At 74.2% G+C, this 25,028-nt stretch carries 23 protein-coding genes, 1 tRNA gene and 1 pseudogene; 13 read left to right on the forward strand and 12 right to left on the reverse strand.

Features of this window, described 5'->3' with window-relative positions; all coding sequences use genetic code 11:
• Positions 1–3: 3 nt before the first annotated feature.
• Positions 4–2,052, reverse strand: a complete 2,049-nt coding sequence (locus IE316_RS00735) for an MDR family MFS transporter (protein ID WP_190202090.1) — start codon at positions 2,050–2,052, stop codon at positions 4–6.
• Between the two features lie 170 nt (positions 2,053–2,222).
• Here IE316_RS00735 and IE316_RS00740 point away from each other — a divergent pair, with 170 nt between their 5' ends.
• Positions 2,223–3,383, forward strand: a complete 1,161-nt coding sequence (locus tag IE316_RS00740) for a peptidoglycan-binding domain-containing protein (protein ID WP_229910138.1) — start codon at positions 2,223–2,225, stop codon at positions 3,381–3,383.
• Positions 3,384–3,520: 137 nt separating this feature from the next.
• On the opposite strand, the gene IE316_RS00745 is transcribed toward IE316_RS00740, so the two are convergent.
• Positions 3,521–4,183, reverse strand: coding sequence for an HAD-IA family hydrolase (locus IE316_RS00745; protein ID WP_190202091.1), 663 nt, complete (start codon positions 4,181–4,183; stop codon positions 3,521–3,523).
• Between the two features lie 217 nt (positions 4,184–4,400).
• A complete protein-coding gene (locus IE316_RS00750) occupies positions 4,401–4,982 on the reverse strand; it encodes a TMEM165/GDT1 family protein (protein ID WP_190202092.1) in 582 nt (193 codons plus the stop codon).
• A 383-nt stretch (positions 4,983–5,365) separates the two neighbouring features.
• Between IE316_RS00750 and IE316_RS00755 the strand changes: the two genes are divergently transcribed.
• The 3 genes from IE316_RS00755 to IE316_RS00765 all read left to right on the forward strand — a co-directional run bounded on the left by IE316_RS00755 (position 5,366) and on the right by IE316_RS00765 (position 8,355).
• Entirely contained in the window at positions 5,366–6,010 is a 645-nt protein-coding gene (locus IE316_RS00755) for an HNH endonuclease family protein (protein ID WP_190202093.1), read from the forward strand.
• Positions 6,011–6,077: 67 nt separating this feature from the next.
• A complete protein-coding gene (locus IE316_RS00760) occupies positions 6,078–7,709 on the forward strand; it encodes an alkaline phosphatase D family protein (protein WP_190202094.1) in 1,632 nt (543 codons plus the stop codon).
• A 193-nt stretch (positions 7,710–7,902) separates the two neighbouring features.
• A complete protein-coding gene (locus IE316_RS00765) occupies positions 7,903–8,355 on the forward strand; it encodes a DoxX family protein (protein WP_190202095.1) in 453 nt (150 codons plus the stop codon).
• A gap of 55 nt (positions 8,356–8,410) precedes the next feature.
• Here IE316_RS00765 and IE316_RS00770 read toward each other — a convergent pair whose 3' ends face one another.
• A complete protein-coding gene (locus IE316_RS00770; protein ID WP_190202096.1) occupies positions 8,411–8,929 on the reverse strand; it encodes a superoxide dismutase family protein in 519 nt (172 codons plus the stop codon).
• 282 nt (positions 8,930–9,211) lie between these two features.
• Here IE316_RS00770 and IE316_RS00775 point away from each other — a divergent pair, with 282 nt between their 5' ends.
• Entirely contained in the window at positions 9,212–9,823 is a 612-nt protein-coding gene (locus IE316_RS00775; RefSeq protein WP_190202097.1) for a DedA family protein, read from the forward strand.
• 27 nt (positions 9,824–9,850) lie between these two features.
• On the opposite strand, the gene IE316_RS00780 is transcribed toward IE316_RS00775, so the two are convergent.
• Complete coding sequence (locus IE316_RS00780) at positions 9,851–10,816, reverse strand: glycoside hydrolase family 6 protein (protein ID WP_190202098.1); 966 nt, start codon at positions 10,814–10,816, stop codon at positions 9,851–9,853.
• Positions 10,817–11,048: 232 nt separating this feature from the next.
• Here IE316_RS00780 and IE316_RS00785 point away from each other — a divergent pair, with 232 nt between their 5' ends.
• Complete coding sequence (locus IE316_RS00785) at positions 11,049–12,062, forward strand: LacI family DNA-binding transcriptional regulator (protein ID WP_190202099.1); 1,014 nt, start codon at positions 11,049–11,051, stop codon at positions 12,060–12,062.
• 208 nt (positions 12,063–12,270) lie between these two features.
• Entirely contained in the window at positions 12,271–13,377 is a 1,107-nt protein-coding gene (locus IE316_RS00790; RefSeq protein ID WP_190202100.1) for a ricin-type beta-trefoil lectin domain protein, read from the forward strand.
• Positions 13,378–13,422: 45 nt separating this feature from the next.
• Here the strand turns inward: IE316_RS00790 and IE316_RS00795 are convergent, their stop codons facing one another.
• Both IE316_RS00795 and IE316_RS00800 read right to left on the reverse strand, forming a co-directional pair.
• The gene (locus tag IE316_RS00795; protein WP_190202101.1) at positions 13,423–13,653 is read right to left on the reverse strand and encodes a DUF2277 domain-containing protein; all 231 of its coding nucleotides are present in this window, start codon (positions 13,651–13,653) and stop codon (positions 13,423–13,425) included.
• Between the two features lie 32 nt (positions 13,654–13,685).
• On the reverse strand, positions 13,686–14,201 hold the full coding sequence (locus IE316_RS00800; protein ID WP_190202102.1) for a GNAT family N-acetyltransferase: 516 nt from the start codon (positions 14,199–14,201) through the stop codon (positions 13,686–13,688).
• Positions 14,202–14,260: 59 nt separating this feature from the next.
• Here IE316_RS00800 and IE316_RS00805 point away from each other — a divergent pair, with 59 nt between their 5' ends.
• Positions 14,261–14,605 carry a DUF8825 domain-containing protein gene (locus IE316_RS00805; RefSeq protein WP_190202103.1) on the forward strand — a complete coding sequence of 115 codons (345 nt, stop codon included), beginning with the start codon at positions 14,261–14,263 and terminating at the stop codon, positions 14,603–14,605.
• 248 nt (positions 14,606–14,853) lie between these two features.
• On the opposite strand, the gene IE316_RS00810 is transcribed toward IE316_RS00805, so the two are convergent.
• Positions 14,854–14,928, reverse strand: a tRNA-Val gene (locus tag IE316_RS00810).
• A gap of 157 nt (positions 14,929–15,085) precedes the next feature.
• Between IE316_RS00810 and IE316_RS00815 the strand changes: the two genes are divergently transcribed.
• The 4 genes and pseudogenes from IE316_RS00815 to IE316_RS00830 all read left to right on the forward strand — a co-directional run.
• Positions 15,086–15,856: a DUF4097 family beta strand repeat-containing protein gene (locus IE316_RS00815; RefSeq protein WP_190202104.1), complete on the forward strand. Its 771-nt coding sequence runs from the start codon at positions 15,086–15,088 to the stop codon at positions 15,854–15,856.
• A 71-nt stretch (positions 15,857–15,927) separates the two neighbouring features.
• Positions 15,928–17,256, forward strand: a complete 1,329-nt coding sequence (locus IE316_RS00820) for a coiled-coil domain-containing protein (RefSeq protein WP_229910139.1) — start codon at positions 15,928–15,930, stop codon at positions 17,254–17,256.
• A gap of 107 nt (positions 17,257–17,363) precedes the next feature.
• Entirely contained in the window at positions 17,364–17,591 is a 228-nt protein-coding gene (locus tag IE316_RS00825) for an FmdB family zinc ribbon protein (RefSeq protein WP_190202106.1), read from the forward strand.
• A gap of 58 nt (positions 17,592–17,649) precedes the next feature.
• Positions 17,650–18,285: pseudogene (locus IE316_RS00830) on the forward strand (DedA family protein); the annotation flags it as partial.
• Between the two features lie 19 nt (positions 18,286–18,304).
• Here the strand turns inward: IE316_RS00830 and IE316_RS00835 are convergent.
• From IE316_RS00835 to IE316_RS00845, 3 genes are all read right to left on the reverse strand, one after another.
• Positions 18,305–19,108, reverse strand: a complete 804-nt coding sequence (locus tag IE316_RS00835; RefSeq protein WP_190202108.1) for an HAD family hydrolase — start codon at positions 19,106–19,108, stop codon at positions 18,305–18,307.
• A complete protein-coding gene (locus IE316_RS00840; protein ID WP_190202109.1) occupies positions 19,108–21,828 on the reverse strand; it encodes a phosphoribosyltransferase in 2,721 nt (906 codons plus the stop codon). The genes IE316_RS00835 and IE316_RS00840 overlap by 1 nt, the downstream gene beginning before the upstream one ends.
• Before the next feature lie 72 nt (positions 21,829–21,900).
• Complete coding sequence (locus tag IE316_RS00845) at positions 21,901–23,067, reverse strand: HpcH/HpaI aldolase/citrate lyase family protein (protein WP_190202110.1); 1,167 nt, start codon at positions 23,065–23,067, stop codon at positions 21,901–21,903.
• A gap of 219 nt (positions 23,068–23,286) precedes the next feature.
• Between IE316_RS00845 and IE316_RS00850 the strand changes: the two genes are divergently transcribed.
• Entirely contained in the window at positions 23,287–24,192 is a 906-nt protein-coding gene (locus tag IE316_RS00850; RefSeq protein ID WP_190202111.1) for a TerD family protein, read from the forward strand.
• A gap of 16 nt (positions 24,193–24,208) precedes the next feature.
• Here IE316_RS00850 and IE316_RS00855 read toward each other — a convergent pair whose 3' ends face one another.
• The gene (locus IE316_RS00855; protein WP_190202112.1) at positions 24,209–24,946 is read right to left on the reverse strand and encodes a TerD family protein; all 738 of its coding nucleotides are present in this window, start codon (positions 24,944–24,946) and stop codon (positions 24,209–24,211) included.
• Between the last annotated feature and the right edge of the window lie 82 nt (positions 24,947–25,028).

A 25,028-nucleotide genomic window follows, 5' to 3' on the forward strand; every position in this document is an offset into this window, starting at 1 on the left:
GGGTCAGCGCGGACCGGTGAGGGCCCGTTCCTCGTGCGGGCGCTCCCCCTGGGCGCCGCACAGTTCGCCGTTCAACTCCTTGACCAGGTGTTCCAGGTCGGTCGGGCGGTCCGGTCCCCACCAGTCGCCGAGCAGGGCGGCGAGGGACTCCTCGCGGGCCCGGGCCAGCTTCTCGGCGGCCTCGCGGCCCTGCTCGGTCAGGACCAGGCCGAGGCCCTGGCGGACGGCGAGGTGCCGCACCTCGATCTGCCGGGCGGCCTCCAGGACGACGGTCAGCGGTACGGGGCCGCGCTCGGCCAGCACGCCCGGCTCGACACAGCCGTACCGCCGGATGCGCAGCAGCAGCCAGCTCGCCGCGGGGAGCAGGTCGTACCCGGCCCGCGCGGTGATCTTCCGGTAGACCGCGCGGCGGCCCTCCCGGGTGCCGAGCACCGACAGGGCGCGGCAGACCTCGTCGCGCGAGGACCGCTGGACGGGGTTGCTGGCGAGGGTCTGGGTGGCGTCCGGCGCGGTGACCGAGCCGCGCAGCCGGTCCTCCTTGAGGAACCAGGCCAGTACGAAGCCGACGAGGGCGACCGGGGCGGCGTACAGGAAGACGTCGGTGATGGAGGAGGCGTACGCGTGCACGGCCTCCGGGCGCAGCGCGGGCGGCAGGGCGCCGATGCCGCGCGGGTCGGACTTCAGGGTGTCGGCGGAGACGCCGGGCGGCAGCGGCCTCCCCCGGAAGGCGTCGGTGAGCTGGTCGGTGAGACGGCCGGCGAAGATCGTGCCGAACACGGCGACGCCGAAGGAGGCGCCGATGGAGCGGAAGAAGGTGGCGCCGGAGGTGGCGACGCCCAGGTCCTCGTACGGGACGGCGTTCTGCACGATGAGCACCAGGACCTGCATCACCAGGCCGAGGCCCAGGCCGAAGACGAAGAAGAAGACGCTCATCTGGGCGGTGGAGCTGTGCTCGTCGAGCCGGTGCAGCAGGAGCAGGCCGAGGGTGGTGACGGCGGTCCCCGCCACCGGGAACACCTTCCAGCGGCCGGTGCGGCTGACGATCTGCCCGGACACGGTCGAGGACAGCAGCAGCCCGGCCACCATCGGCAGCATGTGCACCCCGGACAGGGTGGGGCTGACGCCCTGGACGACCTGGAGGAAGGTCGGCAGGTAGGTCATCGCGCCGAACATCGCGAAGCCGACGACGAAGCTGATCACGGCCGACAGCACGAAGGTACGGACCCGGAACAGCCGCAGCGGCAGCACGGGCTCGGCGGCCCGGCGTTCGACGGCCACGAAGACGGCCGCCAGCAGCACGCCGAGCACCGCCAGGCCGATGATCTGCGGGGAGCCCCAGCCCCAGGTGGTGCCGCCGAGGGAGGCGACCAGCACCAAGCAGGTGGCGACGGCGGCGATCAGGAAGGTCCCGAGGTAGTCGATGACGTGCCGGGTGGAGCGGCGCGGGATGTGCAGCACGGCGGCGATCACGCCGAGCGCGACCAGGCCGACGGGCAGGTTGACGTAGAACACCCAGCGCCAGCTCAGGTGCTCGGTGAACACCCCGCCCAGCAGCGGCCCGAGCACGCTGGTCGCACCGAACACGGCACCGAACAGCCCCTGGTACCGGCCGCGGTCCCGCGGGGAGACCAGATCGCCGACGATCGCCATCGACAGCACCATCAGCCCGCCGCCGCCCAGTCCCTGCACCGCGCGGAAGACGATCAGCTCGGGCATGTTCCGGGCCATTCCGCAGAGCGCGGAGCCGACCAGGAAGATCACGATGGCGGCCTGGAACAGCCTCTTGCGGCCGTACTGGTCACCGAGCTTCCCCCACAGCGGGGTGGCCGCCGTCGACGCCAGCAGGTAGGCGGTCACCACCCAGGACAGGTGCTCCATGCCGCCGAGGTCGCTGACGATGGTGGGCAGCGCCGTCGACACGATGGTCTGGTCCAGGGCGGCGAGCAGCATCCCGAGCAGCAGGGCGCCGATGGAGACCAGGACGTTCCCCGGGACGTGCTCCTGCGGCACGCCACGGGCCGTTTCCGTCGCGTTGCGCGTGTCCTGCGCCATGGGGTCCTCCGAACGTCTGAACGCACCTTCCATCCTGTTCGGTGTGACCGGTTATCGCCCGTTCAGTCGTACGGGAAGCGGGAATTCCGGGGGCGCGGGGGCGGGGACGTGGAGAAGATCTGCATAATCTCTGGAGTTCGCGAGGGGACGCGAAGGGAGGGGAGAGCAGCGTGGAACAGTCCGAGGGGCCCCGGCACCCGTGCCCGGAGTGCGGCGCGCGAAGGGGCGAGGACGGTACGCCGACCTGCGGCTGCGGGCGCCGGGCGGCCGACGCCGTCCAGCGGAACCGCACCGCGGAGGCCGCCGCCGCGGAGGACTTCGATCCCCTGCGCATCCGCCCGTACGTGGAGCTGGAGACGGGCGGCGAGGCCACGGACGCGCCGGAGACGCCGGGGACGCCGGGCGCCCTCGCACCCGCACCCGCACCCGAACCCGAGCCCGCACCCGACGCCGACGCCGACGCCGACGCCACCATGGCCCTGCGCCCCGTCCCCGCGACGCCCCCCGCCGCCGGGGACGCCACCGCCACGGAAACCGTCCCCGTGGCCGTGGCCGCGTCCTCCCCCGACGCCACCTCCGTCCTCCCCACCCCCCTCGCCCCCTCCGCCGGTCCGCCCAGCGACACGGACCTGCGGCTGTTCGAGGCGACCGGCACGCCCCGCCCACCCCGGCCGGACGACGTACCGGGCGCACCGGCGGAGCGCCCGCGCAAGCGCAGGCGCGGCGTGCTGGTGGGCGCCGCCGCGGCCGTCGTCGTGGTGCTGGGCGCGGCCGGGTACGCCAGCGGGCTGCTCTCCTACGAGGGCCCGTCGCGGGACGGCGCGCAGCCCGAGGAGGTACGGGCGGGGGTCCCCGACCCGTCGACCGGCACGCCCTCGGGTCCGGCGCCCGCCAGCGGCGTCCCGGTACCGTCCGCGTCCGCGTCGCCGTCCCCGTCGGCCTCCGCGTCCGAGAGCGCGAGCCCCTCGTCGTCGCCGTCCGCGTCGCCGTCGAGCGCGTCACCGTCCCCGTCGCGGTCGGCCGAGCCGTCGCCCACGGCCTCGGTGTCGGCGTCGGACGCCCCGCCGGCCGCGGCGGACGAGGACGGCGGCGCGGACAGCGCGGGCGCCGCGGTGCTGCGGCTCGGCGACCGGGGCCCGGAGGTCACCGAGCTCCAGCAGCGGCTGCGGCAGATCAACCTCTACCTGGGCGACATCGACGGCACCTTCGACCACCGGGTCGAGGACGCGCTGCGCACCTTCCAGTGGTGGCGCGGCATCCCGTCCGAGGAACGGGGCACGTACGGTCCCCGCACCCGTGAGCAGTTGGAACGGGAGACCCAGGAGCCTTAGCGCCCGGGAGCCCTACTACCCGGGAGCCTTGGTGCCCGGGAGTCCTAGCCCCAGGAACCTCAGCACCCGGGACCCGTGACGCCCCGGAAGCCGCGGCCCCCGGGACCGGTCGGCCGGCCGGCCGGCCGGCCGGCCGCTCAGCCCACGTGCAGGCGGATCTCCCCGTCCGCGCCGGCCGCCACCCGCACCCGCGTGAGGTCCGGCACCAGCGCGTCCGGCGCGTGGAACCCGGCGCGCGGCCCGATGCCCACGACCCGCATCCCGGCGGCGCGGGCGGCGGCGATGCCGGCGCCGGAGTCCTCGAAGGCCACGCAGTCGGCGGGGTCGACGCCCAGTTCGGCGGCGCCCTTGAGGAAGCCCTCGGGGTCGGGCTTGCTGGCGCCGACCGACTCGGCGGTGACCCGCACGTCGGGCAGCGCGAGCCCGGCGGCGGCCATCCGGGCGGTGGCGAGCGCCACGTCGGCGGAGGTCACCAGGGCGTGCGGCAGGCCGCGCAGGGCGGCGAGGAACTCCGGGGCGCCGGGGATCGCGACCACGCCGTCGGTGTCGGCGGTCTCCTCGGCGAGCATCCGGGCGTTGTCGGCGTGGTTCTGCTCCATCGGCCGGCCGGGCAGCAGCAGCGCCATGGAGGCGTAGCCCTGGCGGCCGTGCACGACCTTCATGACCTCGTCGCCGTCGAGCCCGTTGCGGTCGGCCCAGCGCCGCCAGACGCGCTCGACCGAGGCGTCGGAGTTGACGAGGGTGCCGTCCATGTCCAGCAGCAGGGCGCGGGCGGTGAGCACGGTGGTGGTGGCCGTCATCGGCAGACTCCAAGACGCGGAAGGGGGCACGGACGCCCCCCGGGGACTCGGGAGGGCGGACCCGGTGTCCGGAACACAAGGCGGCCCCGCCCGCCGGTCAGGGAGAACGGGCGGGAGCCACTTTGTTTCTCCACGGTACAAAACAGGTGGGGGGTCGCGCCACCGCCCCGCCCGCATCGCCCCGCCGCGTTCACCCGGTGTTCGGCGCGCGGCCGTCTCAGCCGGTCACCGCCTCGTACAGGCTCCACACCCCGAGACCCAGCATCAGCAGTGCCGCGATCTGCGTGATCAGCTTCAGCGGGACCCGCTTCATCAGGGCCTTGCCGCCGACGATGCCGAGCCCGGCGACCGCCCACAGGGCGAGCACCGCGCCGAGCCCGACGGAGAGCGGGTCGTCGTACCGGGCGGCCAGGTTGGCCGTCATGATCTGGGTGAGGTCGCCGAACTCGGCGACCAGGATGAGCATGAAGCCGGCCCCGGCGACCTTCCAGAAGGACTGGTTCTCGGGCTTGCGGACCTCCTCCTCGTCCTCGTCCTTCTTGAACAGCAGCATCGCCGCGCCGCCCAGGAAGAGCACGCCGGTCAGCGCGTGCACCAGTTGCTGCGGGAGCAGGGTGAGCACACTGCCGGCCGCGACGGCGAGGGCGACGTGCAGCAGGAACGCGGCGGCGACGCCGGCGAAGACGTACGAGGCGCGGTAGCGGGTGCCGAGGACGAGGCCGGCCAGCGCGGTCTTGTCCGGCAGTTCGGCGAGGAAGACGACGCCGAAGACGAGCGCCGTCACGGTGATGCTGATCAAGGGTTCCTCAATCGGTCGGGGCCGCCCCACCGAGAGTGCTGATCCAGTACGGGGACACCTCGGCACGGCAGCACACAACGGGCGTGCACTGCTTGCCGAAGGTCTCGCTGGCCGGTCCCGTACGCGGTACGGGTCCTGCCTCCGGGCGCCGGCTCAGACGAGCTGAGCAGTATGTCGACGGTCCGGCGAAGAGCTACTCCCCTTCTGCGCCGTCCATGGTACGCGACCCGGGGGCCGCCCCTCGAACGCCGTTCTCGTCATGAGCCTTGTCGTGTCATGCGCACGTCATTAGCTTCTTACCAGGCGCTCACCCCACCGCAACGCGGCGCCACGAGCATTCCCTCGCTCGCGCTCCACCACCCCCACTTCCCAAGGGAGTTCGCATGCCGAAGTTCTACGCGCGTCGACGCCTGAGCGTCCTCGCCGGCCTCACGGCCCTGACCGCCGCCCTCTCCCTGTTCGGCTCCCCGAGCGCCTCCGCCGCCCTGCCCACCCCGGTCAGCGCCGCCACCGCCCGCACCTACCTGGCCTCGCTCACCGTCGCCACCGAGAACCGCACCGGCTACGACCGCGACCTGTTCCCGCACTGGATCACCCAGTCCGGCACCTGCAACACCCGCGAGACCGTCCTCAAGCGCGACGGCTCCAACGTCGTCACCGACTCCGCCTGCGCCGCCACCAGCGGCTCCTGGTACTCCCCCTACGACGGCGCCACCTGGAGCGCCGCCTCCGACGTCGACATCGACCACCTGGTGCCGCTCGCCGAGGCGTGGGACTCCGGCGCGAGCGCCTGGACCACCTCGCGGCGCCAGTCCTTCGCCAACGACCTGACCCGCCCGCAGCTCCTCGCCGTCACCGACGACGTCAACCAGGCCAAGGGCGACCAGGACCCGGCCACCTGGATGCCGTCCCGCACCGCCTACCACTGCACCTACGTCCGCGCCTGGGTGCAGGTGAAGTACTACTACGGGCTCTCCGTCGACTCCGCCGAGAAGTCCGCCCTGCAGAACTACCTGGCGAGCTGCTGACCGGGAAATCTCCCCGCCGGCCTCCGTCGTTCCGTACCGTACGGGGCGACGGAGGAGGGGATCCACCATGGCCGACCTGCGCCTGGGACCGCTGCTGAGGTACGCCGACGGCTCGTGCGCGACCGTCTGGGTCGAGGCCGACCGCCCGTGCACCGCCGAGGTGCGCTGCGCCGACGGCGCCGGCGGCACGGCCGAGACCTTCCAGGTGGCGGGCCACCACTACGCCCTGGTCGCGGTGACCGGCCTGGCACCGGCCACGGCGACGCCGTACGAGGTCCACCTCGACGGCACCCGGGTGTGGCCGCTGCCGGACACCCCGTTCCCGCCGTCGGTGATCCGCACCCCGGCGCGGGACGAGGACACCGTGCGGGTCGCCTTCGGCTCCTGCCGCTGGGCCGCCCCGGCGGCCGGCGAGCCCGACCCGGTGGGCCCGGACGCCCTGGACACGCTCGCCGCCCGGATCGCCGCCGATCCCGGGGGCGAGCGGCCCGACGTGCTGCTGCTCGTCGGCGACCAGGTGTACGCCGACGAGGTCTCCGACGACACCCGCCGCTGGCTCGCCGCCCGCCGCGACCTGGACCGGCCGCCGGGCGCGGAGGTCGCGGACTACGAGGAGTACACCCGCCTGTACTACGAGTCCTGGCTGGACCCGGAGGTGCGCTGGCTGCTGTCCACGGTGCCCAGCTACATGATCTTCGACGACCACGACGTGATCGACGACTGGAACACCTCCGCCTCCTGGCTGGCCGACATGCGGGCCACCGACTGGTGGCGCGAGCGGCTGCTGAGCGGTCTGATGTCGTACTGGGTCCACCAGCACCTGGGCAACCTCTCCCCCGCCGAGCTGGCCGCCGACCCGCTCTGGGCCGCGGTGACCGGGGGGCCCGACGGCACCGGGGCGCTGCGCTCGTTCGCCGAGCGGGCCGACGCCGACCCGGCCTCGGTGCGCTGGAGCTACCGGCGCGACTTCGGCCGGGTCCGGCTGCTGATGGTGGACAGCCGCGCCGCCCGGGTGCTGGACGAGGACCGGCGCTCCATGCTCGACCCGGGCGAGGCGGCCTGGCTGCGCGACCAGGCGCTGGACGGCCGCGGCGACTACGACCACCTCCTGGTGGGCACCTCGCTGCCCTGGCTGCTGCCCCACCTGGTGCACGACATCGAGGGGTGGAACGCCGCGCTGTGCCGGGGCGAGCGCGGCGGGCGCGACGGGCGCTGGGCGCGGCTGGGCGAGAAGGTGCGCCGGGCGGCCGACCTGGAGCACTGGGCGGCCTTCCCGGACAGCTTCGACGACCTGGCCGGCCTGATCGCCGAAGCGGGTACGGGGCCGGGGGCGCCCGCGACGGTGTGCGTGCTGTCGGGGGACGTGCACCACGCCTACGTCGCCGAGCCGTCCTGGCCGGGCGGCGGGCCGGACGCCCGGGTCGTGCAGCTCACCTGCTCGCCCGTGCACAACTCCGTGCCGCTCTCCATCCGGCTCGGCTTCCGGTTCGGCTGGAGCGCGCCGGCCCGCGCCCTCGGCCGGGCCTTCGCCCGGCACGGCCGGCTGCCCCGGCCGGCGGTGCGCTGGCGGCGCTCGGGCGGGCCCTGGTTCGGCAACCAGCTCATGACGCTGACCCTGCGCGGGCGCTCGGCCCAACTGCGGCTGGAGAAGGCCACGGAGGACGGCCTGCGCACGGTCACCGAGACCCAACTGTCCTAGTCGCACCGGGATTTCGCGCCGATCCTGTCGGACTCCTGTCGCCGCCCTGTCGATGTGCTGTCGATCTCCGGATGGCCTGATGTTGAAGTTGCAAGCACTGTTTAGGCGTGCCTAACGTGTTTGACGGCTCCACTTCCGTCCCCCGAAGCGACCGGCCCCCCAGGGACCGGTCCAGCGAAGGAGTGCCCCCCACATGACAGATCGCCTGGACACCATTCGGCCATACGTCCTCGGCCTCTTCCGCATCGTCGTCGGCCTGCTCTTCGCCTGCCACGGCGCCGCCTCCCTGTTCGGCGTCCTCGGGGGTGCCGCCGGCACCGGCGGCACCGTGGACGCGGGCACCTGGCCGGGCTGGTACGCCGCCGTGATCCAGTTGGTCGGCGGCAGCCTGGTGCTGCTCGGCCTCGGCACCCGCGTCGCCGCGCTCATCGCCTCGGGCTCGATGGCGTACGCGTACTTCAAGGTGCACCAGCCCGGCGCGCTGTGGCCGATGGAGAACGGCGGGGAGGCGTCGGCGATGTTCTGCTGGGCCTTCCTGCTGCTGGTCTTCACCGGTTCCGGCGCCTTCGGCCTGGACCGGGTGCTGGACCGGCGCACGGCCGGCCAGCGCCGCCCGGCCGAGGAGACGACGCCGGCCGTGGTCTGAGCCGGCGCCATCGCCGACGGTGCCCTCCGCGCGTGCCGCGGAGGGCACCGCCGTGTCAGCGGCCGGCCGGGCGGAACGGCACGGTGAGGCAGGCGATCCGGGCGCCGGAGTTGCCCGGCCGGTCGTGGATCACCACCGAGCCCGCCTCGCCCGGCCGGAACCCCCAGTCGTGGCGGGTGACGGCCCGGCCCGCGCCGCGGGCGTCGGTGGTGAAGTCGAGCCAGACCTCGTTCCGCGGGGTCGCGCCGGCGCCGGGGCGGTGCTGGTAGTGCCCGCCCGCGGCGGCGGGGTCGACGCCGCACGGCTTCTCGTGCACGTGCGCGCCGTACGCGTGGCCCGGGACCATGCCCCGCACCCGCAGCCCGACGGTGGTCGCCCCGTCGGGCGCGATGTCCTCGCGGACCTCGATCCGGGCCCCTTCCGGAACCAGCGTCCGGTCGTACGCCGGTGCCGACGACGCGGCCCCGGGGTCCGCGAAGCGGGCCTGCGCGCGCAGCGCGGGGTCGTGGGCGCCGGTGCCGCCGCTCGCGAGCAGGGCCGCGGTGGCGGCGCCCACGCATATTCCAGCCAGCATGGTGTGTTTCCGTTCGTCGGGTGCACGGGCCGCCCGTGCACATGAGGGACGGCGAGGCGCACGGATCCGGCCTCGCTCCACCGTCGTTGCTACGGGAGACCCGGCGGGACCGCCCCCTCGGACGCGGCAGTCGGGTGAACCCGCTGTGGCGTTCACACCAGCCCCCTGTGAACCGTCTGTCACACCCCGGGCGTACGCTGTATGGCTGTCATCGGCCTCCCCTGCCGTCCCCGCGTGTCGCGGCATGGTCAGGCCCGCGGGGGGAAGCGATGGGGAGTCACGGTGTTCGAGAGTGTGGGGCCGCTGGTGAGCAGCCCTTGGATCTACGCGCTGGTGGCCCTCTCGGTGCTCCTGGACGTCTTCCTGCCGATGCTGCCCAGCGGCGTGCTGGTGATCACGGCGGCCACTGCGGCGGCGGCCGGCTCGCAGGCGGCCACCGGCCATGTGCCGCACGGTGTGCCCGACATCCTGCTGCTGACGCTCTGCGCCGCCACCGCCTCCGTCCTCGGTGACCTGGTCGCCTTCCGCCTCGCCTGGGTCGGCGGCGCCCGTCTGGACCGGGCGATCGCCCGCTCCCGCAAGCTGGCCACCGCGCAGGAACGTCTTGGCGCGGCCCTCGCCCGGGGCGGCGGCGCGCTGGTGGTGCTGGCCCGCTTCGCCCCCGCCGGCCGCTCCCTGGTCTCCCTCGGCGCGGGCGCGGCGCACCGCCGGATCCGCGAGTTCCTGCCCTGGTCCGCGCTGGCCGGCCTGTCCTGGGCCGCGTACAGCGTCGCCCTCGGCTACTTCGGCGGCCAGTGGCTCGGTACGACCTGGGTGGCGACGGCCGTGTCCCTGGCCGCCCTCTTCGGCGCGGGCGCGGGCGCGGCATACGTGATGCGCCGCCCCCGCGCCTAGCGACCTCGGGTCGCGGAAGGCTCCGGATCAGTAGCCGTAGATCATCTTGTAGGCGACCTCGGGGAGGAACTGCCCGGCCGTGGAGCCGCTCCCGACGCCGCAGTTGCCGTCGGACTCGCCCGGTGTCTTGATCCACAGGAGCATTTCGGCGCCTCCGCCGGTCCGGGTGGGGGTGCCGATGCGGCGCCCCGAGGGGTTGCACCACTGGCCGTTGGACCCGTTGCCGTTGCGGCTGGTGTCGATGACGAACGGCTTGGTGTACCCGTAGCGGGCGCTCAGCTCGCTGTTGACGGCGTTGCCGAAGGCGGTGTTCTCCGCGGTCGTGAAGTAGTTGGAGACGTTGAGCGAGAAGCCGTGGGCCTGCCGGAGCCCGGCCTCGTGCAGGCGCCGGGCCATGGTCGCCGCGTTGACCCAGCCGGGATTGCCGGCGTCCATGTAGACCCAGGTGTTGGGGGCCTGGCGGCTGAACTCGGCGAGGGCGTTGGTCAGCATGGCCTCGCGTTCGTCGATCTGGCTCTGGTTCATGCAGCCGTAGTCGCCCAGGGAGTCCGGTTCCAGGACGACGACGGCCGGGCGGCTGCCGATCCCGCCGGCGAACTGGGCTATCCAGTTCGCGTAGGCGGACGGTGAGCTGGCTCCGCCCGCGGAGTGCCCGCCGCAGTAGTCGCGGTTGTAGATGTTGTAGGCGACGAGCAGGGGCAGCTTGTCCACCTGGTCCGCCGCCCCCACGTACGCACCGGTCGCGGTGCCTATGGTGCCGCTCCAGGAGCCGAACCAGCGGGCCATCGGGGTGTTGGCGATGGCGTTGTTGATCGCGGCGGCGCGGCCGTCACCGGGGTTGTCGGTCACCCACCTCTTGGCGCTGGAGGCGGGGTCCACGTAGAACCCGCTCGTCATGGAGATGGGGTCGGCGGCGTGCGCGCTCGGTGCGGCGGCGAGTGCCAGCGGCAGGGCGAGAAGCGCTGCCGCCAGGGTGCGGAGTCTGCGGCTCATCACAGGACCTCGGTTTCCTGGCAGGGGATGTCGGGGACTGGGAGCGCTCCCACTGGAAGCGGTCCCAATCGTGTGGCGGGCCGGTAGGAGTGTCAATACCGGTGCACCGCCCCGCTTTTCACGGGCACGCGGGCCGCGACGCCGACCGGTCCGGGAAGAGTTCCGGACATTTCTGGAAGCGCTTCCAGACCCGCGCGCCGACGGCTCGGCACCTGTGGAACACTCCCCGTCCATGGCAGCAAACGCGCCGCGCCGGCAGCCGACGCTCGACGAGGTGGCCGAACACGCCGGTGTCTCCCGCTCGGTGGCCTCCCGCGCCCTGAACAACGCGCCCCACGTCAGCCGCGCCAAACGGGAGGCCGTCGAACGGGCCGTGCGGCAGCTCGGTTACGTCCCCAACTCGACCGCCCGCGCGCTGGCCACCCGGCAGACCGGTGCGGCCGCCCTGGTCGTCTCGGGAGAGGACCCGTCGATCTTCGCCGACCCGTTCTTCGCCCGGGTGATCGTGGGGGCGTCGGCCGCCCTGGAGGAGGCCGACCTCCATCTGATGCTGTGCCTCGCCGCGTCCGACCGCGGCCGCAAGCGGGTGGCGGAACTCCTGCGCTCCCGGGGCGCCGACGGCGTCATGCTGATGGCGCTGCGCGAGGACGACCCGCTGACCCGCATGGCCGAGGAGGCGCGCATGCCGGTGGTGTTCGGCGGGCGCCCGGTCGGTTCGGTGCCCCGGTGGTACGTCGACGTGGACAACGTCGGCGGGGCGCGTGCGGCGACCGAGCACATGGTCTCCCGCGGCCGGACCCGGGTGGCCGCGATCTGCGGGCGGCTGGACACGGAGGCCGGGCGCGCCCGGTACCGCGGCTACCGGGACGGCATGCTCGCCGCCGGCCTCGAACCGCTGCCGCCGTGGGAGGGGGACTTCACCGAGCCCAGCGGAGCCGCCGCCATGGCCGCGCTGCTGGCCCGCCACCCCGACGTGGACGGGGTGTTCGCCGCCAGCGACAACATGGCCGCCGGAGCGCTGCGCACCCTGCGGACGGCCGGCCGGCGGGTGCCCGCCGACGTCGCCGTGGTCGGCTTCGACGACCTGGCCGTCGCGCAGATCGCCGACCCTCCGCTCACCACCGTCCAGCAGCCCATAGAGGCCCTGGGCCGGGAGATGGCGCGCATGCTGCTGGCGCTCGTCGACGGGCAGGACCCCACCGCGCTGCTCCTGCCGACCCGGCTGGTCGTCCGCTCCAGCGCCTGAGGCGGCCGCGGAGCACCGCCGGTGACGCGGGCGGTCCCGCCACGGCGGTTGACAGACCCGGGGGCACCTCTACCATCCCTGACATCGCGACTTCTCGAACGACGTTCGACATACCGAACGTTTCTCGCGCGATGGAACCCAGGCGAGGCCGACCGATCGGTCGTGCAAGGCGTACCGGAAGACTTCCCGCACAGAAGAGGACACCTGTATGAGAAAGTCCTGGATCCGTGCCCTGATCATGCTCGTCGCCGTCGCGCTCGGAGTGGGCGCGACCGGAGCCTCCCCCGCCTCGGCCGCCCCGGACACGCCCCTGCGTGTCATGCCGCTGGGCGACTCGATCACCTGGGGGGTGGGCAGCAGCACCGGCAACGGCTATCGCGGTCCGCTGTGGAACATGCTGGCGGCCGACGGCCATCCCGTGGACTTCGTCGGCACGCTGCGCGGCGGTTCGATGTCCGACCCCGACAACGAGGGGCACTCCGGATATCGCATCGACCAGATCTCCGCCCTGGTGGACGCTCCCCTGACCCGCTACCGGCCCAATGTCGTCACGCTGCACATCGGGACCAACGACCTCCAGGGCGCGACCCAGGCCGACACCGCCATCGCCCGGCTGAGGACGCTGGTCGGCCAGATCACCGCCGGCGCCCCCGACGCGACCGTCCTCGTCGCCTCCCTGGTCGTGTCCACCAGCGCGTCGGAGGAGCGGTACCGGGGCGCGTTCAACCAGGGGGCCGCCCGGATCGTCAGCGACGCGCGGGCCGCGGGCAAACACGTCGCCCTGGTCGACATGAGCGGTCTGACCACGGCCGACCTCGCCGACACCCTGCACCCCAACGACGCGGGCTACCTGAAGATGGCGGACGCCTTCCACCGCGGCGTCCAGGCCGCGGACAGCGCCGGCTGGCTGAGGAACCCCGCGCCCGCCGCCGCGAGCGTGCGGTCCGGCCTCGCCGGCAAGTGCCTGGACGTCAGCGGCGCGGGCACCGCCGACGGGACCGCCGTCCAGACCTGGAGCTGCAACGGCGCGGGCAACCAACTGTGGTCCGCCTACACCGACGGCACCCTGCGCTCCCTGGGCAAGTGCCTCGACATCGCCGGCCGGGGCACGGCCAACGGCACCAAGGTGCAGCTCTGGTCCTGCCACGGCGGTACCAACCAGGTCTGGCAGTCCTACGACGGCGGCTACCGCAACCCGGTCTCCGGCCGCTGCCTGGACGTCCCCGGCTCCGCCACGGCCGACGGCACCCAGCTCCAGATCTGGGACTGCCACGGCGGCGCCAACCAGAAGTGGACGGCCCTGGTCCCCGGCTGACCGCCGCCGACGAGCAGCGGGGCCGCCCAGGTCCTCATCGGGACGTCAGCCCGCCCGGCGGACCCCGGCGCCCCGCACCTCCAGGCCGTCCAGCAGTTCTGCCGTGGCCGCGGCGACCGCGTCGACGGCGCGGTCGAAGACCTCGCGGTTGTGGGCGGCCGGGGCGCGGAACCCGGAGATCTTGCGGACGTACTGGAGGGCGGCGGCCCGGATCTCCGCGTCGGTGGCCTCCTCGGCCAGCGCGGGCGGGCGGAGCGTCTTGATACTGCGGCACATGCCCCCAGTCTCGCCCCGCGCCCCCGCCCGCGTCAGCCGATGGCCAGATCCGCTCGCCAGTCGTTCGACCGGATCGGATGCCCCTTCGGGTACTCGAAGTCGACCGGGCCGAGCAGGGTGAACCCGGCCTTGCGGCAGACGGCGTTCGACGCGGCGTGCGCCACCTTCGGGAAGGCGTGCAGATACCGGGGCCCGCCGGCCTCCCGGGCCGCGTCCCGCACCGCCCGCGCCGCCCGCACGGCCAGCCCCCGCCCCTGGAACTCCGGCAGCACCCCCCACCCGGCCTCCCAGACCTCCCCGCCCCGCCACTCCCGCCGCCAGTACCCCACCGACCCGACGCTCCCGCCCCCGCCGTCGAGCACGACCCGGTACATCCGCCCGTCCGCCGCCGCCATCCCCACATACCGCCGATGCCGCCCGAGCACCTGCTCCTCGCTCTCCGGTCCTCCCAGGTGAGCGGTCATCTCGGGCCCGTTCAGCCGCCGCAGCAGCCACAGGTCCCCCTCCGCCCACGGAACCAGCCGCACGCCCGCGTCCATGCTCTCCATCCCCACACGCTAGCGGTGTCGTCCAGAGTTTCGAATTCGAACAGGAGTATCATTGGGTCGTGGCTACGACCTATGATTTTCCGAGTGACCTCCTCGCCGGTCAGGAGGAACTGCATCAGGTCCGGGCCGAGCTGTCGGCCCTGCTGAAGCGGCTCCCCTGGTCCGTGGCGCCGGCGGACGGCTTCAGCGACGACACCGGCTGGCGCAAGGTCGAGCGCCCCGCCACCCCCGGCTGGTCCGACGACGAACAGGCCGAGGTCGAGAAGCTGCGCCAGCGCGAGCGCGAACTGGCCGTCTTCGTCACCACCCACCGCTACTGGTCCCAGTTCACCGGCCCCGACCAGGTAGCGGCCCGCTCCCGCCTGAAGCACGCCCACGAGCCCCCACCGACCGAGGAGGCGTAAGCGGCACGTCCCCCGGCCACACCGTGCACACGGCGGAGAACAGGGCGCCCAGCCCGCGGTCACCGGGTCGCTCGCCACGCTGCGGGAGCAGGGCGTCGTCGTGCTCGACGGTCCGGACGGGTACCAGCCGCACCCTGCGAAGCAGGGGGACCCGAAGGTGTACCCGTGGGCGAGGGCGCTGGCCGTCATCGGTCCCTGACAGCAGCGCAGGGACCCCCCGTCGGACGACGGTGGGCCCCTGTGGCCGGTGGTGGGCGCGGACGGTTTCGAACCGCCGACATCCTGCTTGTAAGGCAGGCGCTCTACCCCTGAGCTACGCACCCGGGACGAGTCGACAGCCTACCCTGCCGGGGCCGTCGGCTCGCAAACGCGTCCGGGGGGATAACCCCACCGACGATGCGGTAGCGGCCCGGATTCTTCGGCGGGGTCCCGCTCCGTACGGTCGGAGTGCCTCATCGGACCGTATCCAGGGAGACCCTCATGGCCCGCCGTACCGTTTCCGCTCGGGCGCTGGTCGCCGCCGGCGCCGCCGTGCTCGCCGTCGCGGGCCTGGGCGCCTGTGCCTCCGCCGACGACGACAAGGAGCCGGAGACGCGGTCCTTCTCCCTGCCGGGCCGCACCCTCACCGTCGACTCCGACGACAGCGCGCTGGAGATCGTCGCCGCCGAGGACAACACCCGGGGCCGTATCGAGGTCACCCGGTGGTTCGACGGCTCGGTCGCGGTCGGGGACGAGCCGGAGGTCACGTGGAGGATGGACGGCGACCGGCTGGTGCTGCGCATGCACTGCTCGGGCTTCATGTCCGACTGCGCGGCCAGGCACCGCGTCGAGGTCCCCCGGGGCGTCGCCGTCGAGGTCGGCAGCGACGACGGCAGCGTACGGGCGCGGGGGTTCCGGGACGCGCTGAGCATCCGTACCGCCGACGGGTCCGTGCGGGTCGCCGACTCCACCGGCCCGCTGCACCTGCGCAGCGACGACGGCTCGGTCCGCGCGGACGTCGACGCCCGCCGGGTCGACGCCGAGACCAAGGACGGCTCGGTGAAGCTGCGGCTCGGTGCCGTGCCCGACCGGGTGCGGGCGCGCAGCGACGACGGTTCGGTCACCGTCGAGGTGCCGCGGGCCACGTACAAGGTGAGCACCTGGACCGACGACGGCTCGGTACGGGTGTCCGTGCCGCGCAGTGACTCCAGCGCCCATGTCGTGGACGCCCGGTCCAAGGACGGCGGAGTCAGGGTCCGTACGGCGAACTGACCGGCCCGTGTGTTCGTCCTCTACGGGTGGGAGAATGGACCCGGGCAGGGCGGACGACACGGGAGAGGGATGTGCCGGCGACACCATCGCGTGACCTTCTCGCGCTGACCGCGCTGCCGCTGCTCGCCGCGCCCCTGCTGCTCGGCGCGTTCGCCGGGGGCGGCACCCGGCGCTGGTTCGGCGGGCGGGCCGACAGCCAGCGGGCGGAGGCGCAGGCCGCGAAGGACGCCGCCGCCGCCGCGTTCTACGAACTGGACACCGCCCAGCGCGACCTGCGGATCTCCATCGAGACGATCACGGCCGTCGACGACTCCCCCGCCGCCCGCCGCGCGGCCGACGGGTTCGCGGCGCTCGGCCGGCGCATCGACGAGGCCAGCGGCCGGTACATCGGCGCCGTCGACGCCCACGACCTGGACCGCGACGACCTGGAGGCGTCGGCCGCCGCCCGCGCCCGTACCGAGCTGACCGCCGCCCGGGACGAACTGGACCGGGTCAAGGGGGAGCTGGACCGGTTCGCCGAGGGCCTCGGCCCGCTGCTCGGCAAGGCCGAGACCCAGTTGGCCCGGCTCGCCCCGGCCGTCGAGCGGGCCCGGCAGTCCCTCCAGGCCGCGTCCGACGCCCTGGACGCCGTACGGGCCGCGGGGCTGCGCGCGGACGACCTGGCCGCCCGGCTCGCCGCCCTCGCCCCGGAGCTGACCAAGCTCAACGAGGGCGCGGGGCGGCACGGCGTGCCGGGGACGCTGGAGCGGGCCGAGCGGGTCACCCGGCAGGCCGAGGCGGTCCGCGCGGAGGCGGAGCAACTGCCGGAGCGGGCCGCCGAGATCGGCCGGCGGCTGGTGTCGCTGCGCACCCGCGCCGAGGCCCTGACCACCCGGACCGAACAGGTCGAGCCGGTCCTCAGCGAGCTGCGGCGGCGGTTCGCGGCCGCCTGCTGGCAGGACCTCCAGCACGTCCCCGACCAGGCCGCCGAGACCGTACGGCAGGCCGAGCGGAAGCTGGCCGAGGCGCGGGCCGCGCGGGACGAGCAGCGCTGGCCGGACGCGACCGCCCTGCTGTCGACGGTCCGGGCGCTGCTGAACGAGACCGACGAGGCGGTGTCCGCCGCCGGCGACCGGCTGCGGCGGCTCAACGCCGTGCAGAAGGACCCGCAGGAGGAGATCGACCGCACCCGGTTCGCGATCCGGGACGCACAGCGCCTGGCCATGGCCGGCCGCCACACCCCCGACCCCCGGCACGCCGGCCCGCTGGACGAGGCGGTGGCCCAACTGGAGCGGGCGATCGGCTCGCTGACCGGCCGGCATCCCGACTACTGGCACTTCCTGACCGAGACGGAGGCGGTGCGGCGGACGGTGGCCGGGGTGGTGGGCCGGATACGGGAGGACCGCGGGGCCGGGCACTGAGCGGCCCCCGGCGGGTCGCTGAGCGACGCCCGTCAGGTCGCTGAGTGGCCCCCGGCGAGTCGCTGAGCAGCCCCCGGCGGGTCCGGGCGCCGGGCTAATCTGGGGCCATGCCTCGTTACGAGTACCGCTGCCGCAGTTGCGGCGACACCTTCGAACTGAGCCGTCCCATGGCCGAGTCCGCCGCTCCCGCCGTCTGCCCGGCGGGCCACGACGACACGGTGAAGCTGCTGTCGACCGTCGCGGTCGGCGGCTCGTCCGCCGCCCCGGCCCCCTCGCCCGGGTCCGGCGGGGGCGGCGGCGGGGGCGGCTGCTGCGGCGGGGGCTGCTGCGGCTGATCCGCCCCGGGCCTCGCGCTTCAGGAACCCTTCAGGGTCGGGTCCCTAGCGTGGCCGCATGACGACCGGAGCGGCGACCGGACCGCAGTGGATCAATGACCTGATGGACACGCTCGGCGCGCCCGGCGCCGGGATCGCCATCGCGCTGGAGAACCTGTTCCCGCCGCTGCCCAGCGAGGTGATCCTGCCGTTCGCCGGGTTCGCCGCCGCCTCCGGGCGGATGGACCTGCTCGCCGTCCTGGTGTGCACGACGGCCGGCTCGGTGCTCGGCGCGCTCGCCCTGTACGGGGTGGGCGCGCTGCTCGGCCGGGACCGCACCGTCGCGCTCGCCGGGCGCCTGCCGCTGCTGAAGGTCTCGGACATCGAGAAGACGGAGGCGTGGTTCGCGCGGCACGGCACGAAGGCGGTGTTCTTCGGCCGGATGATCCCCGTCTTCCGCAGCCTGATCTCCGTGCCGGCCGGCGTCGAGCGGATGCGGATGCCGGTCTTCCTGGCCCTGACCACGCTGGGCAGCGCGATCTGGAACACCCTGTTCGTCCTCGCCGGGTACGCCCTCGGCGACAACTGGACCAAGGTCACCGACATCGTCTCCGCGTACTCCAAGGTCGTCCTCGCCGGCGCCCTGCTCGCGGTGGTGGCCTTCGTCGCCGTACGGCTGCTGCGGCCGGGCGGCGGGCGGCGGCGCCGGGACGGCTCCGACGAGGAGACGCCGGTCAGGTAGCCGCGGCCAGGAACTCCGCCGCGATCCGCTCCCCGGCCAGCACGCCCCGCTCGGGCAGCGCGGTGACGGCCGGCGCGCTCCATGTGGAGTCGGCCAGCTCCCCGTGGCCGGGACGCCAGCCCCGGTCGGCGGCGAGCAGCAGGTCGGCGTCGAGCAGCGAGTCCCCGGCGGCGAGCACCGGCCCGGCGCCGGTGCGGCGGGCGACCTCGCGGACGGCGGCGCTCTTGGTGAGCGGTCTGGGCACGGCGTAGATCTTGCGGCCCTGGAGGGAGACCGTCCAGTTGCGTTCCCCGGCCCAGCCCGCCAGGTCCTCGACCCAGCTTCCGGGCAGCAGTTCGCGTTCGACGACGAGGTAGGCGAAGAGGTCCTCGGCCTGGCGGTGCTTGCGGACCCAGACCGGGTCGGCGGCGCGCAGCAGGTGCTCGCGGACCTCCTCCAGCGGGGCGCACTCGTCGGCGAGGCGGGCGGTGACCCGGGCGTGCCAGTCGGTGTCGGTCTCGCCGTCGACCAGGAGGTGGCCGCCGTTGGCGCAGATCGCGTACCCCGGCGGCGGGCCCGGCAGGCTGATCCGCCGGTACTGCTCCCGGGTGCGGGTGGTGACCGGCACGAACACCGCGGCGTCGGCGAGCCGGGTGAGCAGCCCGGCCGCGGTCTCCGTCATGAAGGACAGCGGCCTGCCCTCGTAGACCTCCACGCACAGCAGGCGGGGCGCCTCGGCGTCGGGGCCGGTCAGGGCGAGGGCGGCGGCGGAGTAGATCAGCGTGCGGTCGAGGTCGCTGGCGACGAGCACCGGCATCAGCGGGTCACCGCCCGGCCGTCGGCGCCGGTCGCGCCGCGCGTGTACCGGGGGTGGATCAGGCCGACGCAGGTGTACGGCAGGCCGTCGACCTCCTCGACGGGCACCCCGCGCTGGGCGGCGAGCAGCCGTACGTGGTCCAGGTCGGCGCCGGCGCCGGTGCGGGCCAGCACCTTCCACGGCACCCGGCGCAGCATCACCCGGGTGGTCTCGCCGACACCGGGCTTGACGAGGTTGACGTCGTGGATGCCGTACTCCTCGCTGATCCGCTCCACCGCCCGCCAGCCCGCCCAGGTGGGGGTGCGGTCGGCGGCGAGGAGTTCCTTGGCCTGGGCGTCGACGGCCTCGGCGGCCTCGGGGAAGCGGGCGGCGACGGCGTCGAGGAAGGCGTTCGACAGGTCGGCGCCGGCGAGTTCGCGGTAGAACTTCGCGCCGTGGTAGTCGTGCGGGCCGACCAGGTCGGCGCGGAGCACCGTACGGGAGATCAGGCCGGAGACGGTGGAGTTGAGGCAGGCGGAGGGGATGAGGAAGTCGTCGCGGGTGCCGTAGGTGCGCACGCACGAGCCGGGGTCGGCGAGGACGGCGATCTCCGGGTCGAAGCCGGTGACGCCGTCGGTGGCGGCGAACGCGTCGAGGGCGGCGGCCAGTTCGCGGGTGATGGCGCCCTTGCCGGTCCAGCCGTCGACGAAGACCACGTCGGCGGGGTCGTGGTGGGCGGCCAGCCAGCGCAGCGCGTTGGCGTCGATGCCGCGGCCCCGGACGATCGACACGGCGTAGTGCGGGAGGTCCAGGCCGTGCCGGAACCGGGCCCAGCGGCGCATCAGGACGCCGACCGGGGTGCCGGCCCGGGCCAGCGAGACCAGGACGGGGCGGGGCGAGCGCTCGGTGAGCACGATCTCGGTGACCGCGCCGACCGCCCGCGCCAGCCGGGCCGCCGACTCGCGCAGCGCCGCGTGGAACAGCTCCCGGTACTCCTCGCTGGGCTGGTACTCCACCGGCAGCGACTCCGCGTAGTGGGCGCCGCCGCGCTGGATCGCCTCCTCGCGCTCCTCGGCCGGCGCCTCCAGCGTCACCTCCGACAGGTCCTGGAGCAGCCAGCCGACCTCGTCGGGGGCGTACGAGGAGAAGGCGGGGCCGCGGAGGGGCTCGGGCAGCATGGCGGGCCTTTCGGGACGGGCGCCGGGGACGTACGAGGGGACGACCGCGAGCAGCACGTGCGGGATGTGCTCGGCGAGCCGGGCGAGCAGGCCGTCGGGGGCGTGCAGCGCGGGGGTGTCGGCGGCCGAGTCGACGACGGCGACGACGGCGTCGAAGCCGGCGCCGGCCACGTTGTACGCGTAGCGCTCGCCGGGGCCGTCGGCGGGGTCGTCGTGGGCGGGGAAGACCAGCTTGGTGCGTATCGCGTAGCCGGGGTCGTCGACGGCGAGGACGGGCGAGCGGGTGGTGGTGGAGTAGCGCACCTCGGCGGCGACGGTCCGCTCCAGCGTGGCGGCAAGCCGGAGGGGGGTGTACATCAGCTCCTCGCAGCCGAGCACGAGGACGCGGTGCGCGTCAGCGGGGAGCGCCTCGGCGAGGCGGGCGGCCATGCCGGGCAGGGCGGCTTCGAGACGGGCCCGGTGGGCCGGCGTGAACCCGTGCCGGGCGCCGTCCGGCAGGTCGGGGGGCCAGTGCAGGTCCACTCGGGCGGGGTACGTCGTCGGCTGCGGCCACGCGCTGGCTGATCGCGCAGTTCCCCGCGCCCCTTCAAGGCCGACCAGCGCATCGCCCTCCCCAGGCGCGGGGGGCAGCACCTCCTGGTCTCCGCTCACCGCACCGCCCCCCAGGGGCGCGGGGAACTGCGCGACCGGCCACGACGCACCCGCACCCGACGACACACCCGCCCCCTCCGCCTCCGCCGCGCCGCTCACCGCACCGCCCCCCAGGGGCGCGGGGAACTGCGCGACCGGCCACGACACACCCGCACCCGCACCCGCCCCCTCCGTCTCCCCCTCCGCCTCGTACCGAGCCACCAGCTCCCGCCCCTTCTCCAGCACCCCCTCCGGCAGCGTCACCGTCCCCGAGGCCGCCGCGACGAGGTCGACCCGCGCGCCGATCTCGCCGGCGAGATCCGTGAGGCGGCCCGCGTCGGCCGGGGAGCGCATGTCGACCAGGGCGACGATCACGTACCGCTCGCGGGGATAGCGGGCGTGCAGCGCGCGGACGGTGTTGAGGACCGTGTTGCCGGTGGAGAACTCGTCGTCGACCAGGACCAGCGGCCCGGGCCCGGCGAGCAGCCCCGGGTCCTCGGGCAGCAGCAGATGGCTCGTGGCGTGGGAGTGGGACTCCTCGAAGCCGCCCGCCGGGGCCACCCCGGGGACCGGCCGGCGGGTGGAGTGCAGGCAGGGCACCTCGCCCAGCCCGTCGGCGACCGAGTGGCCGAGCCCGGTCGCGGTCTCCGCGTACCCGAGGACCACCGCGGACGCGGCATCCGCGCCGAGCAGCTCGCGCACGCGCCGCCCGAGGGCGACGCCGTGGCCGTGGACGACGGACGGGGACTGCGGCACGTGCTTGCCGAGCACGTGGGAGACCAGCAGGTGGGCCCGCTTGGGATTGCGGCGCAGGGCGAGCCCGAGCAGGTCGGTCAGGGCCGGGTCGCCCTCCAGGCGGACGCCGAGCCGCTCGGCGACCCATCTGCCGGTCCAGTCGCCGGACCGCTCGCCCGCTCGCGGCCGTTCGTCCATGTGTTCCTGCCTCCCGTGGTCACCTGCGTGGTCCATGATCCTCTGCCGGGTCGTCCGCCCCGCCGGGCGGGGTCAGTCGGCGAGGCCCGCGGCGAGCAGCTCGACGAAGCCGATGTCCTCGTTGGCCACGCCGAACGCCTCGGCCCGCAGCAGCGTCCGCTCGGCCCAGGCCCGGTGCGGCTTCACCTCGTTCATCTTGTTGGTGTACGCCGACCGCAGGACGCCCCCGCCGCCGCGCTCGGGCCGCAGGATGTCCTGGGCGTCGCTGTACTCCTCGTGGCTGACCACGGACAGCGCGTGCACCGGCAGGACGTGGGAGGGGTGGATGCAGGTCTTGCCGAGCAGGCCGTTGGCCTGGTCCAGGGAGATCTCCCGCAGCAGCCCGTCCATGGCGTGCTCGATCAGCCTGGCGCGCAGATCGGCGGCCCGGCCCTCCAGGAAGGGGCTCTGGCGCAGTTGCGGTTTGAACATGCGTTCCTGGACGCGGAAGTACTCCCACACCGGCCCGGTCACCGTGAACCCGGTGCCGTCGGCCCGGCCCAGCATGTTCACCACGTCGGCGATGACGGAGGCGACGACCTGGACGTCGTACGCCGTCATGTCGGGGCCGCGGCGCAGGCCGTAGGAGGAGCAGAAATCGGTCACGCCGAGACGGAGGGCGAGGACCCGGTCGCGGTACTTGTCGACGGCGCGGAAGATGCCCTCCAGGGTCTGCACCCGGGTCTCCCGGTAGAGCAGCTCGGGGGATTCCAGGACCGGCATGGCGAACAGCCGGCGGCCGGTGCCGGCCTCCGCGGCGGCGAGGGCCTCCAGGAAGGGCAGGCCGCGCTCGGCGGTGAACTTGGGCAGCACGAACCCGGAGAGCAGCGCGGCGGCCGGGCCCAGCCGACGCACCAGGTCGGGTATCTGCTCGGGGGTGCGCACCCGCACGAACAGCAGCGGGACCTGCGCGCCGGGGCGGGCGGCCAGCTCGGTGAGCTGGCGCACCACGTTGTCCTCGCCGGCCGGTACGTCGGCGTCGTCGATGGAGTCCTCCAGGCAGAGCACCATGGAGACGACGCCGCGGGCGGCCTGCTTGAGGATGTCGTCGGCGAGCCGGGGCCGGATGGCCGGGCTGTAGAGGGTGGCGCCGAGCGCCGCGGAGAGCAGCGGCGCCGGGGAGTCGGCGGTGAACTCCGCGGGCTCCCGGTGGAAGAGACGCTTCCGCACCTCAGGGGCGATGTGTCCGAAGTGATGCATAGGTGCTCCCCTGTGGTGTCTGGGCGACCTGTGACGTGTCCGAAGGTGGCCGGTAATAGTACGTAGGGACCCATGTCCTGGGTTCCCACCGGGTGTGAATTCCTGATGACCCGGCTGTGTCGGGCCCACGCGGCGGCCCGCGCCGGGACCCCCGCCGACACCTTTCCGGTACCCGCCCCCGCATTGTCGTGACCAGGACCGAGCAGGCAGGATGACGGCATGACGCACGCGATGCTGAAGGGGTCGAACATCCCGGTCGAGGCCACCACGGTCCGTGCCGTGCTGCGCTGGGCGCCCGGCCAGGGCGTGCCGATGGTGGACGCCTCCGCGCTGCTGCTCGGCCCGGACGACCGTGTGCGGTCGGACGAGGACTTCGTCTTCTACAACCAGCCCCGGCACCCCTCCGGGAAGGTCTGGCGGCTGGGCACCAAGCGGGTCGCCGAGGGCCTGACCGACACCATCCAGACCGACCTGGCCGGCGTCGAGCCCGCCATCGGCCGCATCCTCCTGGTCGCCTCGGCCGACGGCGTCGCCTTCGACCGGGTCCCGGCGCTGCGCATCCTGCTGTACGACGCCGCGGGCGCCGACGGCGAGCCGCTGGCGTACTTCGACGTCAAGCCGGAGACCGGCCAGGAGACCGCGCTGATCTGCGGCGAGCTGTACCGGCGCGGGGAGAGCTGGAAGTTCCGGGCGCTGGGCGAGGGCTATTCGAACGGGCTGCGCGGACTGGCCACCGACTTCGGCATCTCGGTGGACGAGTCGGAAGCGGAGGAGGCGGGCGAGGGCGCCGCCGCCCCGGAGTTCCCCGAGGCGCCGCGCCCGGTTCCGGCCACCCAGGCGGCACCGGCCACCCAGGCCGCGCCGGCCCACTCCCCGTCGGCCCCGACCGCGCCGGCCCTGCCGCCCGAGCAGCCGGCCGGGGTGCCCGCCCAGCCGGCGTACGGCTATCCGCACCCGGCCCCGGCGGCCCCGCCCGCCTACGGCTATCCGCACCCCCAGCAGCCCGCCTACGGCTATCCGGGGGCTCCCGCGGCGGCGGGCCCCGGCTCCCCGCCGCCGGCCCCGGTGGTCCCCGACCCGGACTTCCGGCTGCCCCCACAGGGCCCGCAGTTCCTGCGCCGCTAGCGGCGCCCCGGCGGGCTCAGCGTTCGGCCTTGGCCTTGTAGCCGCGGCCCCACTGCAGGCCCCAGCCGTAGAGCCGGTCCAGCTCGCCCTGGAAGCCGTAGACGAACTTCACCTCGCGGCGCACGACGATCTCGCCCTTGACGTTCTCGATCATCACGACCGCGCAGGAGCGGGCCTGCGGGTGGCGTTCGTCGAGGTGTATCTCGATCCGGGGGCCGTTGCTCGGGTAGAGGGTGACGATGGCATGGGTGCGGTCGAAGGCGGGCGTCTGGTCGTAGATGTAGGCGAAAACCAGCAGCCGTTTGATGGCGTCCCGGTGGTCGAGGTTGACGTAGATCGTCTCGCCGGAGGCCGAGCCGAACCGGTCGTCGCCGCTGAGCTTGACGTACGGCGCGGCGTTGACGTCGCCGAGGAAGCCGCCGAGGGGCTGGACGACACCCCGGGTGCCGTCCTGGAGTTCGTACAGGCAGCCCAGGTCGAGGTCGACGTTGACCATGCTCTGGCTGTGGCCGAGGACCTCCGGGGGCTTGAGCGCCTTGAGGGGGTGGCGCAGCAGGCTCTGGCGCTGGGGGCCGGTGATGTCGGAGGTGCGCATCCGCCAGGCCAGGTTGATCCGCAGGTGGCCGGTGGCCGCGCCCTGTTTGGTCAGCGACACCTGGCTGTGCCGTTTGGTCAGCTCGATCGCGTTGGTCGCCGCGCTGCCCGAGTCGAAGTCGGTGTCGCGACCGCGCCACAGTCCGTCCAAGAAGCCCATGTTCCGCCCCCAAGTCCCACCACGTCGCCTGTCATCGGCACACCGCGGGGCGGCGCCGAGGAGTGGTCCTCGGCGGCCGCCC

The sequence above is a fragment of the Streptomyces fumanus genome (genome assembly GCF_014655295.1).
Classification (GTDB): domain Bacteria; phylum Actinomycetota; class Actinomycetes; order Streptomycetales; family Streptomycetaceae; genus Streptomyces; species Streptomyces fumanus.

Excerpts from the sequence above, each read along its gene's own strand:
- IE316_RS00745 (WP_190202091.1), bottom strand. The coding sequence starts at position 4,183 with ATGACGGCCACCACCACCGTGCTCACCGCCCGCGCCCTGCTGCTGGAC.
- IE316_RS00770 (WP_190202096.1), bottom strand. The coding sequence starts at position 8,929 with ATGCTGGCTGGAATATGCGTGGGCGCCGCCACCGCGGCCCTGCTCGCG.
- IE316_RS00835 (WP_190202108.1), bottom strand. The coding sequence starts at position 19,108 with ATGCCGGTGCTCGTCGCCAGCGACCTCGACCGCACGCTGATCTACTCC.
- IE316_RS00780 (WP_190202098.1), bottom strand. The coding sequence starts at position 10,816 with ATGAGCCGCAGACTCCGCACCCTGGCGGCAGCGCTTCTCGCCCTGCCG.
- IE316_RS00800 (WP_190202102.1), bottom strand. The coding sequence starts at position 14,201 with ATGGAGAGCATGGACGCGGGCGTGCGGCTGGTTCCGTGGGCGGAGGGG.
- IE316_RS00755 (WP_190202093.1), top strand. The coding sequence starts at position 5,366 with ATGCCGAAGTTCTACGCGCGTCGACGCCTGAGCGTCCTCGCCGGCCTC.
- IE316_RS00840 (WP_190202109.1), bottom strand. The coding sequence starts at position 21,828 with ATGGACGAACGGCCGCGAGCGGGCGAGCGGTCCGGCGACTGGACCGGC.
- IE316_RS00765 (WP_190202095.1), top strand. The coding sequence starts at position 7,903 with ATGACAGATCGCCTGGACACCATTCGGCCATACGTCCTCGGCCTCTTC.
- IE316_RS00845 (WP_190202110.1), bottom strand. The coding sequence starts at position 23,067 with ATGCATCACTTCGGACACATCGCCCCTGAGGTGCGGAAGCGTCTCTTC.
- IE316_RS00790 (WP_190202100.1), top strand. The coding sequence starts at position 12,271 with ATGAGAAAGTCCTGGATCCGTGCCCTGATCATGCTCGTCGCCGTCGCG.
- IE316_RS00795 (WP_190202101.1), bottom strand. The coding sequence starts at position 13,653 with ATGTGCCGCAGTATCAAGACGCTCCGCCCGCCCGCGCTGGCCGAGGAG.
- IE316_RS00850 (WP_190202111.1), top strand. The coding sequence starts at position 23,287 with ATGACGCACGCGATGCTGAAGGGGTCGAACATCCCGGTCGAGGCCACC.
- IE316_RS00785 (WP_190202099.1), top strand. The coding sequence starts at position 11,049 with ATGGCAGCAAACGCGCCGCGCCGGCAGCCGACGCTCGACGAGGTGGCC.
- IE316_RS00855 (WP_190202112.1), bottom strand. The coding sequence starts at position 24,946 with ATGGGCTTCTTGGACGGACTGTGGCGCGGTCGCGACACCGACTTCGAC.
- IE316_RS00735 (WP_190202090.1), bottom strand. The coding sequence starts at position 2,052 with ATGGCGCAGGACACGCGCAACGCGACGGAAACGGCCCGTGGCGTGCCG.
- IE316_RS00825 (WP_190202106.1), top strand. The coding sequence starts at position 17,364 with ATGCCTCGTTACGAGTACCGCTGCCGCAGTTGCGGCGACACCTTCGAA.
- IE316_RS00815 (WP_190202104.1), top strand. The coding sequence starts at position 15,086 with ATGGCCCGCCGTACCGTTTCCGCTCGGGCGCTGGTCGCCGCCGGCGCC.
- IE316_RS00760 (WP_190202094.1), top strand. The coding sequence starts at position 6,078 with ATGGCCGACCTGCGCCTGGGACCGCTGCTGAGGTACGCCGACGGCTCG.